Origin of the sequence: Allorhizobium sp. NPDC080224 (genome assembly GCF_050281005.1) — a bacterium.
Taxonomy (GTDB): Bacteria; Pseudomonadota; Alphaproteobacteria; order Rhizobiales; family Rhizobiaceae; genus Allorhizobium.
The window spans coordinates 1-15,397 of record NZ_JBNNWJ010000001.1 but is presented as its reverse complement, the minus strand read 5'-3'; the positions used below and the strand labels follow the sequence as shown (position 1 = coordinate 15,397).

The window sequence follows — 15,397 nt, the reverse complement described above, 5'->3', positions numbered from 1 at the left end:
GCCGGAATGCGGCTAGGCTTGTCAAGCGAACGAATTGAGGGTGGTGTGAAACAGATTAAGAACGTGACCGAACGGAAACGAGGGAGGCCTCGCCGGGGCGCAGAACAGAATGCCGAAGGCCTTCTGGATGCTGCCATGGAGACCTTTGCGGCAAATGGTTTCGAGCAGACATCACTGCGTGCGATCGCAACGACCGCAGGCGTGGACGTTGCGCTGATCTCCTATCGCTACGGATCGAAGATGGGCCTTTGGCAGGCGATCGTGACCGAAGTGGCGCGCGAAACCGTCGAGTTGCTCGAGTCCGCGATTGATCGGGCCCGTGAACGCCCGCAGGCAGAGCGTGTCGATTTCATCAGTTCCGAAGTCGTGGAAGTGATTTGGCGGCGCACGCATTTTTCGAGAATTCTGTTTTCGGAAATCATTCACAGCCGCGACGAGGAACGAAAGGACTTCATCGAAGAGGCTCTGGCGAAGCCATTTCTCGAAGTCCTCTATCCTTTCGTGCAGTCAAGCCTCGATGCATCGGGGCAGCAGCGCCCGTTCGACACCAAGCTGGGCATGATGGCGTCGATCGCGCTTGCAGGTCTCTTGAGCTCCACGCGCGAGTTCACCGGCCGCTTCGTGGAAGTGGCAAGACAGGACGATATTCTGCAAAACCAGGTGAAACAGCTCATCAAGAGCATGTGGACCGCACCCGCTGACACCGCGGTGCCAACGCCCCGGGCCGCCGGATCGAAAAGATCCTGACCAACCCGTCGCAAAGCGCGCTATTAGCGGTCTGGTGCGCCGGGTCTCGTGGCGCGGTAAAGCAGGTAGGCAAAGACGGCAGCCAGACCGAACCAGGTCATCGCATAGCCGAAGTGTTTGTTCGGGAAGGAGACGACGGTCAGTCCGCCGATCGGGAGGGCGTCGACACGTGCGTCGGCATCGATGAAATAGGGCGCGACGTCACCGAGGCCGAGCGTACCGCCCATCGCAACAGTGTCGCGCGAGAACCAGCGGCCATTGGCGGGATCATTGTCTCGCAAGAAGGCGCCGCCGGGCTGGGTGAGCCGCAAAAGCCCCGTCACCTCCTGCTCGTCGTCTGGTCGCGGACGGTCCGCCGGTGACCGGCGATCATCAGGAACGAAGCCTCTGTTGACGAAGAGCCGCCATCCTTCCCGCGTTTCAAATGGCGACATGACCCAGAAGCCCGACCCGCGGGCCGTCACGGCCTTGACGAGGATATCGTCGCCCGGAAGATAGCGGCCTTGCACCTCGACGCGGCGATATTCCGCGGTGTCGAAGGAGACGGCAGCCCAGTCAGCCGGACCGGGCGCAGCGACCGGTGGAGCAAGAAGCCCCGCCTCGACGCGCTCGATGAGGGCCGTCTTCCACTGCAGACGCTGCAATTGCCAGACGCCCAGACCGAGGAGCAGGGCGACGGCGAGCGTGCCGAGCCCGATAATCCACCATGGTCGGCCCGCTCGCGTCATGTCGCCTCGCTGTTTCAGGAGCCGAAGCCCTGGAAGCTCTCGTGGTCCATGGACGGCATCATGTTGGTGTTCAGATTAAACATGACCCAGACGGAGCCAGCGATCATGATCACCACCACGATGATGGTGAAAATCATCGACAGCATGGTCCAGCCCTCGTCCGAACGCGTGTTCATGTGCAGGAAGTAGACCATGTGAACGAGGACCTGGACGACAGCGAAGCCGATCACCGTCACCGCCGTCAGAACGCGGCTGTCGAATCCGCCGCTCATCACGACCGCAAAGGGTATGATCGTCAGAATGGCGGCAAGAACGAAGCCCGTCAGGTAGGAACGATAGCTGCCATGGTCATGGCCAGTGCTGTCGTGGCTCTGTTCATTGTGGCCATGGGGCTTGATGGAGTGTTGTGACATCAGATCATCCCCAAAAGATAAACGAAGGTGAAGACGCCGATCCAGATGACGTCGAGGAAGTGCCAGAACATGCTCAAGCATTCCATGCGTCGGGTGTTCGCCGGGATCAGGCCCTTTTGATTGATCTGCACCATCAGCGTGACGAGCCAGATGCAGCCGAACAGCACGTGCAGGCCGTGGGTGCCGACCAGCGCGAAGAAGGCCGAGAGGAAGGCCGAACGCTGGGGACCGGCGCCGAGCTCGATCAGGTGATGGAACTCGTAGATCTCGAGCGCCAGGAAGGCGAGGCCAAGCAGCAGGGTGACGGCAAGCCAGATCTGCATGCGAGCCTGCCTGCCCTCGTACATGGCGAGCATGGCGAAGCCGAAGGTGATCGAGGAGACCAGCAGGAAGCCGGTGTTGATCGCAATCAGGTTCAGATCGAAGAGCGCCTTGGGCCCGGGACCGGCCGCATAGCTCTGGCCGACCACGGCAAAGACCGCAAAGAGGACTGCGAACATCAGGCAGTCGCTCATCAGGTAGATCCAGAAGCCGAGCCGGGTGGACCCGCCTTCCGGATGGTGATGCGGCTCGGTTTCCCAATAGACGGCGGGCGTATCGGTGTGGGTGACGGTACTCACGATCTTTACGCTCCTACGCTTGCCAGTTCGCGGTCACGCGCCTTTTCGACGCGCTCGACCTCGTCGACGGGGACGTAATAGTCCCGGTCGTAGTTGAAGGTATGGGCGATCGAGACGGCGATGATCGCGAGGAAGGCCAGGGCCGCCAGCCACCAGATGTACCAGACCAGCGCAAAGCCGCAGACCGTGGCGAGGCCTGAGATGATCACACCCGTGCCGGTGTAACGCGGCATGTGGATCGGCAGATAGGGTGCTTTCGGACGCTTCTGACCGACCTGCTTCATGTCATGCCAGGCGTCGAGATCGTGGACCACAGGCGTGAAGGCGAAGTTGTAGGCCGGCGGCGGGGAGGATGTCGCCCATTCCAGCGTGCGACCATCCCAGGGGTCGCCGGTGACGTCCATGTTGTCCTTCCGGTTCCAGATCGACACTGCGATCTGGATGAAGAAGGCGGCGATGCCGACGGCGATCAGGAGCGCGCCGAGGGCAGCCAGAATGAACCAGATCCTGAGATCCGGATCATCGAAGACGCGCATGCGGCGGGTGACACCCATCAGGCCGAGCACATAGAGCGGCATGAAGGCGAGCCAGAAGCCGCTGACCCAGCTCCAGAAGGAGACCTTGCCCCAGAAGACATTGAGCTGGAAGCCAAAGGCCTTTGGCCACCAGTAGGCGATCGCGGCAAAGCAGCCGAAGAGCACGCCACCGATGATGACGTTGTGGAAGTGCGCCACCAGGAAGAGCGAGTTGTGCAGGACGAAGTCTGCCGGCGGGACGGCCAGGAGAACGCCGGTCATGCCACCAATGGTGAAGGTCAGCATGAAGGCGACCGTCCACATCATCGGCAATTCGAAGCGCACCCTCCCCTTGTACATGGTGAAGAGCCAGTTGAAGATCTTGGCTCCCGTGGGCACCGAGATGATCATGGTTGTGATGCCGAAGAAGGCGTTCACCGAGGCGCCGGAACCCATTGTGAAGAAGTGGTGCAGCCAGACGATGTAGCTCAGGATCGTGATGCAGACGGTCGCATAGACCATCGAGCTGTAGCCGAAGAGGCGCTTGCCCGAGAAGGTTGAGGTGATCTCCGAGAAGACACCGAAGAGCGGCAGGATCAGGATGTAGACTTCGGGGTGGCCCCAGATCCAGATGAGGTTGATGTACATCATCGGGTTGCCGCCGAGATCATTCGTGAAGAAGTTCGTTCCCACGTAGCGATCGAGCGTCAGCAGGATCAGCGTCATCGTCAGCACCGGGAAGGAGGCAACGATGAGCACATTGGTGCAGAGCGCGGTCCAGGTGAAAATCGGCATGCGCATCAGGGTCATGCCCGGCGCACGCATCTTGACGATAGTGACGAGCAGGTTGATGCCTGAGAGGGTCGTCCCGACGCCGGCGATCTGCAGGCCCCAGATATAATAATCGACCCCGACCCATGGACTGTAACCGATGCCCGACAGCGGCGGGAAGGCAAGCCAGCCGGTCTGCGCGAACTCACCGACGAAGAGCGAGGCCATGACAAGCACGGCGCCGCCGACGGTCATCCAGAAGGAGAAATTGTTGAGGAAGGGGAAGGAAACGTCACGTGCGCCGATCTGCAGCGGCACGACGTAGTTCATCAGGCCGGTTACGAAGGGCATCGCCACGAAGAAGATCATGATCACGCCGTGGGCTGTGAAGATCTGGTCGTAGTGATGGGCGTTGAGATAGCCCTCGGAGCCATTGAAGGCGAGTACCTGCTGCAGTCGCATCATGATGGCGTCGGCGAAGCCACGCACCAGCATCACCAAGGCCAGTATTATGTACATGATGCCGATCTTCTTGTGATCGACAGAGGTCAGCCATTCCCGCCAGAGGTAACCCCATAGGCGGTAATAGGTCAACGCGCCCACCGTTGCGGCGCCGCCGATGGCCACGACGACGAAGGTCGCGAGCACGATCGGGTCCGTCGGGATCGCACTCCAGTTGAGGCGACCGAGAAGAAGCGTGGTGGAATGGTCTATCGTAGCCATGCCAAATTCCTGTCAGAGTTGCGGCGCATTGCCGGATGCCTGCCGGACGAGCGTGAGAAAACGTTCGGCCTCACCGCCGAAAGGCGATACCGGCTGCGGCATGTTGTGTCCCATCAGGGGACCCGAAACGACGGGCTGGTCGTTGTAGGAAGCGGGCTTTGCGGCCAGCATCTGCTCCAGTTCTTCCGCCGAGCAGAAGCCCAGAACCTTGAAGGGTTCCCAGCCGAAGACCGGCTCGCGCGTGCCGCGACGTTCATGCTTGTCGTAGATCAGCGCGCTCATATTGACCGTTCCGGCGAGACCCGTTCCGCCCTGGGCATCGAGCGCCATCATTTCGGCCATGCAGATCTTACCGTCTTCGACGCACATGTTGACCACGCGCGGAAAGAGCTGCGGATCGACACTGGCGAACGTGATCGGCGTGACGTTCTCGGTGGGACGCTCGAGTTCAAGGTACTTCGCCCGGTCCAGCTTTTCGGCGCCCGCACGGGCCTCTTCAACCCAAGCCTCGAAGGCTGCGGCATCAGTTGCCCTCGCCTTGAAACGCATACCGGAGAAGCCGGCGCCCGAATAATGCGAGGCGAGACCCTGGAAGGTGCCCTCCTGATTGAAGACGCCATGCAGCGTCGTCTGCATGCCGGGCATTGCGTAGATCATGCCGGCCATGTGCGGGATGTAGAAGGCATTCATGACCGAAGAGGAGGTCAGCGAGAACCGGATCGGCCGATCGGTTGGAACCGGGAGCTCATTGACGGCCGCGACGCCATATTGCGGGTAGATGAAGAGCCATTTCCAATCGAGGGCCACGACCTGAACGTCGAGCGGCTCCTGCTGCGGATCAAGCGGCTGCTCTGCAGACACGCGCGCCAGTGGCCGATAGGGATCGAGAAGGTGGGTGCCGACCCAGGTCAGCGCTCCCAGGCAGATGATGATCATCAGGGGGATTGCCCAGATGATCAGCTCGAGCTTGGTCGAGTGGGACCAGTTCGGCCTGTAGATCGCCTGACTGTTGGATGCACGGTAGTGCCAAGCGAACCAGCAGGTGAGCGCCATCACCGGAATGATGATGACCAGCATCAGAAGCGTGGAGATGACGAGAAGGTCACGCTGCTGGGCGGCGACGTCGCCGGTCGGAGCAAGGACTTCGGCCTTGCAGGCGGACAGGAAAAGGACCGCCACCACGGCGGCCAGTATTTTCGGGAGGCGAAGCTCTTGCATCTCTTACCCTGATACACTGACGGGTCACAGAGCAGGGGTCCCCCCGAACACCACTCGACGACCATTGACATTCATCAAGGTAGTTAGTTGGGTTTTGCGGTGCAGCACATACGACAATTTGTCACCTGTCAATTTGGCCGCACCTGCGGCATTTCATTTCAGCATGTTAGACTAAGGCGAAGGCTGTATCTCCCGATGTGCGCCCGCCCAGTACAATCGAGAAAGTGATCCCGCGACATGGCGAGCATGACCGGTTCTGCACCTCCGGCCGCACAGAACGGCCGCACAACTTCAGAAGATGACCATCACGTTTCCCCGTCCGATATCGCTGTCGGCGTCATCATCGGGCGCACGTCGGAGTTCTTCGACTTCTTCGTGTTCGCGATCGCGTCGGTCATCGTCTTTCCGGCGCGCATCTTTCCGTTCCTCGATCCGCTGACCGGGACACTCTGGTCCTTCGTGCTTGTGGCTCTCGCTTTCGTGGCACGACCGCTCGGCACGGTCATCTTCACGGCCCTCGACCGCCGGCATGGCCGCGTGACCAAGCTTACGGTGGCGCTTTTCCTGCTGGGAACCTCGACCGTCGCCATGGGTCTTGTGCCCTCCTATGAAACCGCCGGGTGGTGGGCGATCGCCATGCTGGCGCTCCTGCGCATCGGCCAGGGTCTGGCGCTTGGCGGCACCTGGGATGGCCTTGCACCGCTGCTGGCCATCACTGCGTCGAAGGACAAGCGTGGTTTCTATGCCATGATCCCTCAGCTCGGCGCTGTGGTTGGCCTTGCCGTCGCCGCCGTGCTGTTCGCCTACCTCGTCATGACGCTTTCGGCCGCCGACTTCCTCGACTGGGGCTGGCGCTATCCGTTCTTCGTCGCCTTCGCGATCAATGTCGTGGCACTCTTTGCGCGTCTGCGCATCGTCGACACGCCGGAGTTCAAGGAGCTCTTCGAGACGAACGAACTGACACCGACGAGGTTGCGCTCCACCTTGTCGCAAGACGGACGCACGGTTCTGCTCGGCGTCTTCGTGCCGCTTGCAACCTTTGCCATGTTCCACATGGTCACGGTTTTCCCGCTTTCATGGATCTTCCTCTACACGGACGAAGCACCGGGCACCTTCCTCCTGATCGAAGCGGCCGGTGCTGCTGTCGGTATCCTTGCCATGCTATTCTCAGGCTGGCTTTCGGATCGGATCGGCCGCGACAGGATCCTCGTCTGGGGGGCCTGGGCCATCGGCGCCTTCGCGCTGACGGCGCCTCTGCTGCTGAACGGCGGCCAAGCCGGTGTCGTCGCCTACATGATGGTTGGTTTCGTCATTCTCGGCTTCAATTTCGCCCAGTCCTCCGGAACCATCGCTTCGCTGTTCGACCGCCGAAACCGCTACACGGCCTCCGCGATTGTCTCGGCACTGTCCTGGATGTTTGGGGCAGGGTTTGCGCCGCTCGCGGCACTGCTGCTGTCCACCTGGTTCGGTCTGTTTGCAGCCGGCCTCTACCTTCTATCGGGTGCCGTCTGCACGCTGATCGCGCTTGCGCTCGCACGGCAGATATCGCTCCAGCCCAAGGGCCAGGACTGAGCACCAACGAATACAGACGAAGCCCGCACTTTTCCGACAGCCCCTGGAGTTGACCACTCCGGGGGCTTCGTTTTTCTGCGTCACTGTTCATGCCGGCGGGCCAATCTGCTCAAAAAATAGTTTCCATTGCAGCAAGCTCAAAATTTAGGCCATAAGCTTGCCAACTTTGTTGCATTGCGTCATCAATCGCACATGAACCATCTCGACCTCACCATCCTTGTGATCGATGAAAACGCTGTTCGCGCAGCGATCATCGAGGACGGTTTGCGCGAGGCAGGTCACCGGCACGTGACCGTCGCTCTCGGGGTACAGGGAATTGCCAAGACGGTGGAGACGCTGGCGCCTGACGTCATCATCATCGATATCGAGAACCCGAACCGTGACATGATGGAGCATCTCTTCCAGCTCACCCGCTCGGTCAGCAGGCCGATCGCCATGTTCGTCGATCGCTCAGACAGCGCCTCCATCGAGGCCGCCGTGGATGCCGGCGTCTCGGCCTATATCGTCGATGGGTTGCGCAAGGAACGGGTGAAGCCGATCCTCGATATGGCGGTCAGCCGCTTCAACGCGTTCAGCCGTCTGCAACGCGAACTGGCCGAAGCGAAGAACGCGCTCGAGGAGCGCAAGGTCATTGAGCGCGCCAAGGGCATCCTGATGAAGATGCGCGGCATGAGCGAGGAGGAAGCCTTCGCGCTCATGCGTCAAACCGCCATGAACGAGAAAAAGAAACTGGTCGACATAGCCCAGAGCGTAGTGACCGCTGCGGGATTGCTGCTGTGATGACCGGCGCGCGGGGACAGTGAAGTGAGCGATATGATGAGCAGGCAGCGAAACATCGATCCAGGCGCTCCGGCGGTTCATGTGTCCGGGCGGGAGCAGCGTATCCTGCGTGCCGGCTTCATTCCGCTGATGGATGCCTCGATCCTGGTCGCGGCTGCGGAGATGGGATTTGCCGACAAGGAAGGACTGACACTCGACCTCGTGCGCGATGTCTCCTGGGCCAATGTCCGTGATCGCCTGGCTTTCCGGCAGTTCGACATCGCCCATATGCTGTCGCCCATGCCGGTCGCCTCGATGCTGGAGCTCGGCTCCAATCCCTCCCCGACGATCACCCCTTTTTCTCTGGGTCGCGGCGGCAATGCGATCACGCTGTCGCTGCGCCTCTTCGAACGGATGAAGTTGCGCGCCGATCTGGCAGAGGATGCGAGCGCGCTTCAACTGGCAAGAGCGTTGGCGAGTGTGCTGCATGACATGCGGCAGAACGGCGAACAGCCCCCGACCCTCGGCATGACCTATCCTTTCTCGTCACACAATTACGAGTTCCGCTACTGGCTGGCCGCTGGCGGCGTCGATCCGGATCGTGATGTGAAGCTCGTTGTCGTGCCGCCACCCCTCACCTCCGATGCGCTGGCTGCCGGAGCGATCGACGGCTTTTGTGTCGGTGCGCCCTGGAACATGGTTGCTTCCGAACGAGGTGTCGGTCGGATCGTCGCGGCCAAGCAGGATATCTGGCCCTCTGCGCCGGAGAAGGTGGTCGGCATGCGGCCGGATTGGGCGGAAGCCAACGCCGACACGGTCGGCCGGCTGATCGTGGCTCTCGACAAGGCCGCCCGCTGGTGCGACCAGCCTGACAATCATGATCATCTTTCCGAGATGCTGGCCTCCCCTCGCTACATCACTGCATCACGGGACATCATTCGCCGCGTCCTGGCCGGCGAGTTCAGCCTGGATGCCCAGGGCAATCGTCGACTGATCCGTGACTACTTCGTGTTTCACCGGCAGGCAGCGAACTTTCCGCAGGTCAATCAGGCGCTCTGGATCTATAGCCAGATGATCCGCTGGGGGCAGGTCGATCACAGCGCCGACAATCTGAAGCAGGCGAAGAGCGCCTACCGCGCCGACCTCTATCGCGCAGCACTCGGATCCGGAGCCCAAATGCCAGACGATGCATCCCCTCTGCCAGGCAGTTTGGAAGATGACCGTTTCATGGATGGACGGATTTTCGACCCCAATCGAATGACCGACTATGTCTCTGGTTTCGAGGTCCGTTCCGGGGCGAAGCGGCCGTCAATGGCCACGGACGACTGATCGAATGCACGAAAGGGCGGCCTCAATTCTGGACACCCTTGTGCAGTTGCACAAATTTTGAACCCCGGTCATCCATTGTCTTGTACAGGCGTAGTCGTGGCCGCAGAGATTTTTCCAATTTGAATTCAGCAACTTGGGCCTTCCCATTGAAATTGGCACGGCCTTTGCTTCCTTGAAAAACATCCGGTCAACGGCGACCGGACGAAAGAGCGCCTGAAGCGCGCTCACCAGAGACACCGACGTCGCTTGGTTTGCACACGGGATCCTTCGATCCCGCAGATGCAGTCACCGAGCGGCGTTTTTTTGTTTTTCCGGATCTCCGTCACACCAGAGGGGCACAAAAAATGACGAAGACTACAGGAATGAGCACCACCCGCCGCCAGCTTCTGAAGCTTACATCGGCAGCTGCCGTCGTCAGTGCCGCGAAGCTGGCCTTTCCATTCGGTGCCTTTGCGGCTGGCTCCGGGCCGGAGGTGAAGGGGGCGAAGCTCGGCTTCATCGCGCTGACCGATGCCGCACCGTTGGTGATCGCCCAGGAAAAGGGGCTGTTCGCTAAGTTCGGCCTGCCCGAGGTCGAAGTGCTGAAGCAGGCGTCCTGGGGTGCCACCCGCGACAATCTGGTGCTCGGCGGCGCTTCGAACGGGATCGACGGTGCGCATATTCTCACCCCGATGCCCTACCTGATCTCGGCCGGCAAGGTGACGCAGAACAATGTGCCGGTGCCGATGTCTATCCTCGCGCGCCTCAACCTCGACAGCCAGGGCATTTCGGTCGCCAAGGAATATGCCGAGACTGGCGTCGGCCTCGACGCATCCAAGCTGCGGGATGTCTTTGCCGCCAAGAAGGCGGCCGGCGGCGAGGTGAAGGTGGCCATGACCTTCCCGGGCGGCACACACGACCTCTGGATTCGCTACTGGCTGGCCGCCGGCGGCATCGACCCGGACAAGGACGTGTCGACGATCGTCGTTCCCCCGCCGCAGATGGTCGCCAACATGAAGGTCGGCAACATGGATGCCTTCTGTGTGGGCGAGCCCTGGAACGAGCAGCTGGTCAACCAGGATATCGGCTTCACCGCCTGTACGACCGGCGAACTCTGGAAGGGGCATCCGGAAAAGGCGCTCGGCCTCCGCTCCGACTGGGTCGAACAGAACCCCATTGCCGCGAAGGCACTTCTCATGGCCGTGATGGAAGCCCAGATGTGGGCCGACAGCATGGATAACAAGGACGAGATGTCCGACATCCTCGGCAAGCGGCAATGGTTCAACGTTCCGCCGAAGGACGTTGTGGGTCGCCTGAGAGGCACGATCAACTACGGCAACGGCCGGGTGGTCGAGAACTCCGGGCTCGAAATGAAGTTCTGGAAAGACCATGCCTCCTACCCGTTCAAGAGCCATGACGCCTGGTTCCTTACCGAGAATGTCCGCTGGGGCAAGTTCGCGCCCGACACCGACATCAAGGCCCTCGTCGACCAGGTGAACCGCGAGGACATCTGGCGCGAGGCCGCCAAGGAACTCGGCGTCGCAGCTGCCGACATTCCGTCCTCCGCCTCGCGTGGTCCGGAAACCTTCTTCGACGGCAAGGTCTTCGACCCCGACAATCCGCAGGCTTATCTCGACAGCCTCGCCATCAAGGCGAGCGCCTGACGCGCGCCATTTCCGAAGGCCCTGCGGTACTCGCAGGGCCTTCGGAGGCAAGAACAACTCCCTTTCGACACGCGCAGAGGAAAAACACATGCCCGCAACCGCCCGAAAAGCAGAGACAGAGGCGATCGCCGTCTCCCCGGACCGGACCGGAACCGTCGTTCACCTGGCCAGGCGCGCGACGCCGAAAATCGATCTGAAGCGGGCCGGCGCCGATGTCTTGCGCAATATACTGCCCCCGCTCGTGGTCACGCTGGTGCTTCTCGCCATCTGGCAGATCGCCTGTTCGCAGCCCGGCGCGACATTGCCGTCGCCTTCCCAGGTCTGGTCCGACAGTTACGATCTGATCGCCTACCCGTTCTTCGAATACGGCTCGCAGGATATCGGGCTTGCCTGGCGGGTTCTGACATCGCTGGAACGCGTCGCCATAGGCTTCGGCCTTGCCGCCATCGTCGGCGTCTTCCTCGGTGCCGTCGTCGGGCAGTCCATCTGGGCCATGCGGGGCCTTGATCCGATCTTCCAGATCCTACGCACCGTACCACCGCTCGCCTGGCTGCCGCTCTCGCTTGCGGCCTTTCAGGACAGCAATCCCTCGGCGATTTTCGTCATCTTCATCACGTCGATCTGGCCTGTCATCATCAACACCGCGGTCGGCGTGCGCAACATTCCCGATGACTATCGCAACATCGCCCGCGTCTTGCGCCTCAATCCGCTGGAATTCTTCGTGCGGATCATGGTGCCGGCTGCAGCGCCATACATCTTCACCGGCCTCAGGATCGGCGTCGGCCTCTCTTGGCTCGCCATCGTTGCAGCCGAAATGCTCACCGGCGGCGTCGGTATCGGCTTCTTCATCTGGGATGCGTGGAATTCCTCGCGCCTCTCCGACATCATCGTGGCGCTCGTCTATATCGGCGTGACCGGCTTTGTTCTCGACAAGCTCGTCGCCCTGCTCGGCAGCGTCGTCACCCGTGGCACAGCCAAGAACTGAGGGGGACGCCATCATGTCCAGCTATCTCAAGATCGACCACATCGACAAAAGCTTCGAGCGCGGCGGGGTCCGCACCGAGGTTCTTCAAGACATCACGCTCACCATCGACAAGGGCGAGTTCGTCTCGATCATCGGTCATTCCGGCTGCGGAAAGTCGACGCTGCTCAATCTCATTGCCGGGCTGACGCGGGTAAGCGCAGGTGCAGTTCTCCTTGAAAACCTGGAGGTCAACGCCCCGGGTCCGGACCGTGCCGTGGTCTTCCAGAACCATTCGCTGCTGCCCTGGCTCACCGTTTACGAGAACGTCAATTTGGCTGTTTCCAAGGTGTTTTCCGGTCGCAAGACGAAGGCCGAAAAGCACGACTGGGTCATGCACAATCTCGATCTGGTGCAGATGGCACATGCCAAGGACAAGCGGCCGGCCGAAATCTCCGGGGGCATGAAACAGCGTGTGGGTATCGCTCGTGCCCTGTCGATGGAGCCCAAGGTGCTGCTGCTCGATGAGCCCTTCGGTGCGCTGGATGCCCTCACACGCGCACATCTGCAAGACGCTGTCATGGAGATCCATAGCCGGCTGGGCAATACGATGATCATGATCACGCATGATGTCGACGAGGCGGTGCTGCTCTCCGACCGGATCGTGATGATGACCAACGGACCGGCTGCCCGGATCGGCGAGATCCTGGAGGTGCCGATCGCACGTCCCCGGAATCGGATCGAGCTTGCCTCCGACCGGACCTATCTCAAGTGCCGCGAGGCCGTATTGAAATTCCTCTACGAGCGCCATCGCTTCGTGGAAGCTGCGGAGTGATGTCAATGGCAGAGAAACTGGTCATTATCGGCAATGGCATGGCGCCCGGCCGCATGCTGGAAGAACTGTTCGAAAGAGCGCCCGGCCTCTACGACGTGACGATCTTCAATGCCGAGCCACGGGTCAATTACGACCGTATCATGCTCTCACCGGTGCTCTCGGGCGAGAAGGCCTATGAGGATATCGTCATCCACGATGACGCCTGGTATGCGGCGCATGGCGTGACGCTGCACAAGGGCGCCAAGGTCACCGAGATCGACCGGCAGACAAAGACGGTGACATCGGCAAACGGGATTACGGTCTCCTATGACAAGCTGGTCATAGCGACGGGATCTTTGCCTTTCATCATCCCGGTACCCGGCCATCAATTACCCGGCGTTCTTGCCTATCGCGATCTCGACGATGTCGAGAAGATGCTGGAAATCGCCAAGGCCAAGGGACGGGCAATCGTCATCGGCGGAGGTCTTCTCGGGCTCGAAGCGGCCTATGGCCTGAAGCGTCAGGGGATGGAGGTGACCGTCATCCACCTGATGCCGACGATCATGGAACGCCAGCTCGATCCGGCTGCCGCCTACCTCCTCGAAAAGGCGCTCGCGGAGCGCGGCATCGAGATCATCACCAAGGCGAATACGAAACAGATCCTCGGCAGCGACAGGGTAGAAGGGGTTGAACTCGAAGACGGCAGGGTGATTTCCGGCGACATGGTGATCATGGCAGTCGGCATCCGTCCGGCATCCCAGCTTGCCAAGGATGCGGGGCTCGCGGTCAACAGGGGCATTGTGGTCGATGACGGCATGATGACCTCGGATGCCTCGATTTACTCACTCGGGGAATGCGCCGAACATCGCGGGGTCTGCTATGGCCTCGTTGCGCCGCTTTACGAAAGCGCCCGCGTTCTCGCGGATCGTCTGACCGGCGGGAATGCCGAGTATCAGGGTTCGGTGGTCAATACGAAGCTCAAGGTCACCGGCATCAACCTGTTCTCGGCCGGCGACTTCGCCGAGGCGCCCGATCGAGAGGAAATCGTGCTGCGCGATGCAAGTGCAGGCGTCTACAAGCGTCTGGTGCTGAAGGACAACCGGATCATCGGCGCGGTTCTCTACGGCGAAACAGCCGACGGCTCGTGGTTCTTCGATCTCCTGAAGAAGCAGACCGATATCTCCGCCATGCGGGAGACACTGATTTTTGGCCAGTCCTACCAGGGAGGGTCTCCGCTGGACCCTATGGCGGCCGTTGCAGCCTTGCCGGATGATGCGGAAATCTGCGGCTGCAACGGCGTCTGCAAGGGCAAGATCACGGGCGCCATTACGGGCAAGGGGTTGACGACGCTGGACGGCGTCAGGGCGCATACCAAGGCATCCGCCTCCTGCGGCAACTGCACGGGTCTCGTCGAGCAGCTGATGTCCCTGACCCTTGGGGATGCCTACAACCCAGCCGCTGTCACGCCCATGTGCAGTTGCACCGAGCTTGGCCATGACGATGTCCGTCGTCTGATCAAGGCCAAGGGATTAAAAACGATCCCGGCCGTGATGCAGGAACTGGAATGGAAGACCTCCTGCGGCTGCGCCAAATGCCGACCAGCACTCAATTATTATCTCGTCTCAGACTGGCCGGATGAATATGCCGATGACTACCAGTCGCGGTTCATCAATGAGCGTGTGCACGCCAACATCCAGAAGGACGGCACCTATTCCGTTGTGCCGCGCATGTGGGGCGGCGTGACCAATTCTGCCGAACTGCGCGCGATTGCCGATGTCGTCGACAAGTTCGAGATCCCGATGGTGAAGGTGACCGGCGGCCAGCGCATCGATCTACTCGGTATCGAGAAGGAAGACCTGCCCGCCGTCTGGGCCGATCTCGGCAAGGCCGGCTTTGTCTCCGGCCAGGCCTATGCCAAGGGCCTCAGAACCGTGAAGACCTGCGTCGGCTCGGACTGGTGTCGCTTCGGCACGCAGGATTCGACCGGGCTTGGCATTCGTCTCGAGAAGTTCATGTGGGGCTCCTGGACGCCCGCCAAACTCAAGCTCGCCGTCTCTGGCTGTCCGCGCAACTGCGCGGAGGCGACCTGCAAGGATATCGGCGTGATCTGCGTCGACTCTGGTTTCGAGATCCACTTCGCGGGCGCCGCCGGCCTCGACATCAAGGGCACCGATGTCCTGGGTCAGGTGAAGACCGAGGACGAGGCGCTGGAGCATATCGTGGCGCTCACCCAGATGTATCGCGAGCAGGGCCGCTATCTCGAGCGGATCTACAAATGGGCGAAACGCATCGGCCATGACGAGATCCGCCGCCAGATCATGGAGGACCATGACAAGCGGCGCGCCTATTACGAGCGCTTCGTGTTCTCTCAGAAGTTCGCCCAGGTCGACCCGTGGTCGGAGCGTGTCTCCGGCAAGGACAAACACGAGTTCAAGCCCATGGCTACCGTCGGATTTTCAGCGGCAGCGGAGTGAACACCTCCCCTTGAGGGGGAGGTCGCGCGGAACGCGCGGGTGGGGTGATCGATCATTGCAGCTTATCACCCCACCCCGGACCTTCGGTCCGACCCTCCCCTCAAGGGGAG

At 61.0% G+C, this 15,397-nt stretch carries 13 protein-coding genes; 8 read left to right on the top strand and 5 right to left on the bottom strand.

From position 1 onward, the window contains the following. Positions 1–6 precede the first annotated feature (6 nt). Positions 7–747 carry a TetR/AcrR family transcriptional regulator gene (locus ACQKP1_RS00065; RefSeq protein ID WP_281435262.1) on the top strand — a complete coding sequence of 247 codons (741 nt, stop codon included), beginning with the start codon at positions 7–9 and terminating at the stop codon, positions 745–747. 23 nt (positions 748–770) lie between these two features. Here ACQKP1_RS00065 and ACQKP1_RS00060 read toward each other — a convergent pair whose 3' ends face one another. Genes ACQKP1_RS00060 through cyoA form a run of 5 tightly spaced genes read right to left on the bottom strand, consistent with a single transcriptional unit; the run spans position 771 to position 5,735 of the window. Continuing rightward, positions 771–1,475, bottom strand: a complete 705-nt coding sequence (locus tag ACQKP1_RS00060; RefSeq protein WP_427273735.1) for an SURF1 family protein — start codon at positions 1,473–1,475, stop codon at positions 771–773. Positions 1,476–1,489: 14 nt separating this feature from the next. Continuing rightward, on the bottom strand, positions 1,490–1,888 hold the full coding sequence (gene cyoD, locus ACQKP1_RS00055) for a cytochrome o ubiquinol oxidase subunit IV (RefSeq protein ID WP_203018914.1): 399 nt from the start codon (positions 1,886–1,888) through the stop codon (positions 1,490–1,492). Next, positions 1,888–2,511 carry a cytochrome o ubiquinol oxidase subunit III gene (cyoC, locus tag ACQKP1_RS00050; RefSeq protein ID WP_100220855.1) on the bottom strand — a complete coding sequence of 208 codons (624 nt, stop codon included), beginning with the start codon at positions 2,509–2,511 and terminating at the stop codon, positions 1,888–1,890. The genes cyoD and cyoC overlap by 1 nt, the downstream gene beginning before the upstream one ends. Before the next feature lie 2 nt (positions 2,512–2,513). Beyond that, the gene (cyoB, locus tag ACQKP1_RS00045; RefSeq protein ID WP_427273734.1) at positions 2,514–4,517 is read right to left on the bottom strand and encodes a cytochrome o ubiquinol oxidase subunit I; all 2,004 of its coding nucleotides are present in this window, start codon (positions 4,515–4,517) and stop codon (positions 2,514–2,516) included. A gap of 12 nt (positions 4,518–4,529) precedes the next feature. Then, the gene (gene cyoA, locus ACQKP1_RS00040; protein ID WP_427273733.1) at positions 4,530–5,735 is read right to left on the bottom strand and encodes a ubiquinol oxidase subunit II; all 1,206 of its coding nucleotides are present in this window, start codon (positions 5,733–5,735) and stop codon (positions 4,530–4,532) included. Between the two features lie 237 nt (positions 5,736–5,972). Here cyoA and ACQKP1_RS00035 point away from each other — a divergent pair, with 237 nt between their 5' ends. From ACQKP1_RS00035 to nirB, 7 genes are all read left to right on the top strand, one after another. Beyond that, complete coding sequence (locus tag ACQKP1_RS00035; protein WP_006725333.1) at positions 5,973–7,307, top strand: MFS transporter; 1,335 nt, start codon at positions 5,973–5,975, stop codon at positions 7,305–7,307. A gap of 192 nt (positions 7,308–7,499) precedes the next feature. Then, a complete protein-coding gene (locus ACQKP1_RS00030; RefSeq protein ID WP_076391149.1) occupies positions 7,500–8,087 on the top strand; it encodes an ANTAR domain-containing response regulator in 588 nt (195 codons plus the stop codon). Between the two features lie 33 nt (positions 8,088–8,120). After that, positions 8,121–9,395 (top strand): CmpA/NrtA family ABC transporter substrate-binding protein, encoded by a 1,275-nt coding sequence (locus ACQKP1_RS00025; RefSeq protein ID WP_427276365.1) that lies wholly within the window; start codon positions 8,121–8,123, stop codon positions 9,393–9,395. A 344-nt stretch (positions 9,396–9,739) separates the two neighbouring features. Continuing rightward, positions 9,740–11,038 carry a CmpA/NrtA family ABC transporter substrate-binding protein gene (locus ACQKP1_RS00020; protein ID WP_427273732.1) on the top strand — a complete coding sequence of 433 codons (1,299 nt, stop codon included), beginning with the start codon at positions 9,740–9,742 and terminating at the stop codon, positions 11,036–11,038. Between the two features lie 88 nt (positions 11,039–11,126). Then, the gene (gene ntrB, locus ACQKP1_RS00015; RefSeq protein ID WP_427273731.1) at positions 11,127–12,023 is read left to right on the top strand and encodes a nitrate ABC transporter permease; all 897 of its coding nucleotides are present in this window, start codon (positions 11,127–11,129) and stop codon (positions 12,021–12,023) included. Between the two features lie 13 nt (positions 12,024–12,036). Beyond that, positions 12,037–12,834: an ABC transporter ATP-binding protein gene (locus ACQKP1_RS00010; protein WP_427273730.1), complete on the top strand. Its 798-nt coding sequence runs from the start codon at positions 12,037–12,039 to the stop codon at positions 12,832–12,834. 5 nt (positions 12,835–12,839) lie between these two features. Then, on the top strand, positions 12,840–15,287 hold the full coding sequence (gene nirB, locus ACQKP1_RS00005) for a nitrite reductase large subunit NirB (RefSeq protein ID WP_203018903.1): 2,448 nt from the start codon (positions 12,840–12,842) through the stop codon (positions 15,285–15,287). Positions 15,288–15,397: the final 110 nt, after the last annotated feature.

Coding starts and splice junctions, on each gene's coding strand:
- ACQKP1_RS00065 (WP_281435262.1), top strand. CDS start 7: ATGCGGCTAGGCTTGTCAAGCGAACGAATTGAGGGTGGTGTGAAACAG.
- ACQKP1_RS00060 (WP_427273735.1), bottom strand. CDS start 1,475: ATGACGCGAGCGGGCCGACCATGGTGGATTATCGGGCTCGGCACGCTC.
- cyoD (WP_203018914.1), bottom strand. CDS start 1,888: ATGTCACAACACTCCATCAAGCCCCATGGCCACAATGAACAGAGCCAC.
- cyoB (WP_427273734.1), bottom strand. CDS start 4,517: ATGGCTACGATAGACCATTCCACCACGCTTCTTCTCGGTCGCCTCAAC.
- cyoA (WP_427273733.1), bottom strand. CDS start 5,735: ATGCAAGAGCTTCGCCTCCCGAAAATACTGGCCGCCGTGGTGGCGGTC.
- ACQKP1_RS00035 (WP_006725333.1), top strand. CDS start 5,973: ATGGCGAGCATGACCGGTTCTGCACCTCCGGCCGCACAGAACGGCCGC.
- ACQKP1_RS00030 (WP_076391149.1), top strand. CDS start 7,500: ATGAACCATCTCGACCTCACCATCCTTGTGATCGATGAAAACGCTGTT.
- ACQKP1_RS00025 (WP_427276365.1), top strand. CDS start 8,121: ATGATGAGCAGGCAGCGAAACATCGATCCAGGCGCTCCGGCGGTTCAT.
- ACQKP1_RS00020 (WP_427273732.1), top strand. CDS start 9,740: ATGACGAAGACTACAGGAATGAGCACCACCCGCCGCCAGCTTCTGAAG.
- ntrB (WP_427273731.1), top strand. CDS start 11,127: ATGCCCGCAACCGCCCGAAAAGCAGAGACAGAGGCGATCGCCGTCTCC.
- ACQKP1_RS00010 (WP_427273730.1), top strand. CDS start 12,037: ATGTCCAGCTATCTCAAGATCGACCACATCGACAAAAGCTTCGAGCGC.
- nirB (WP_203018903.1), top strand. CDS start 12,840: ATGGCAGAGAAACTGGTCATTATCGGCAATGGCATGGCGCCCGGCCGC.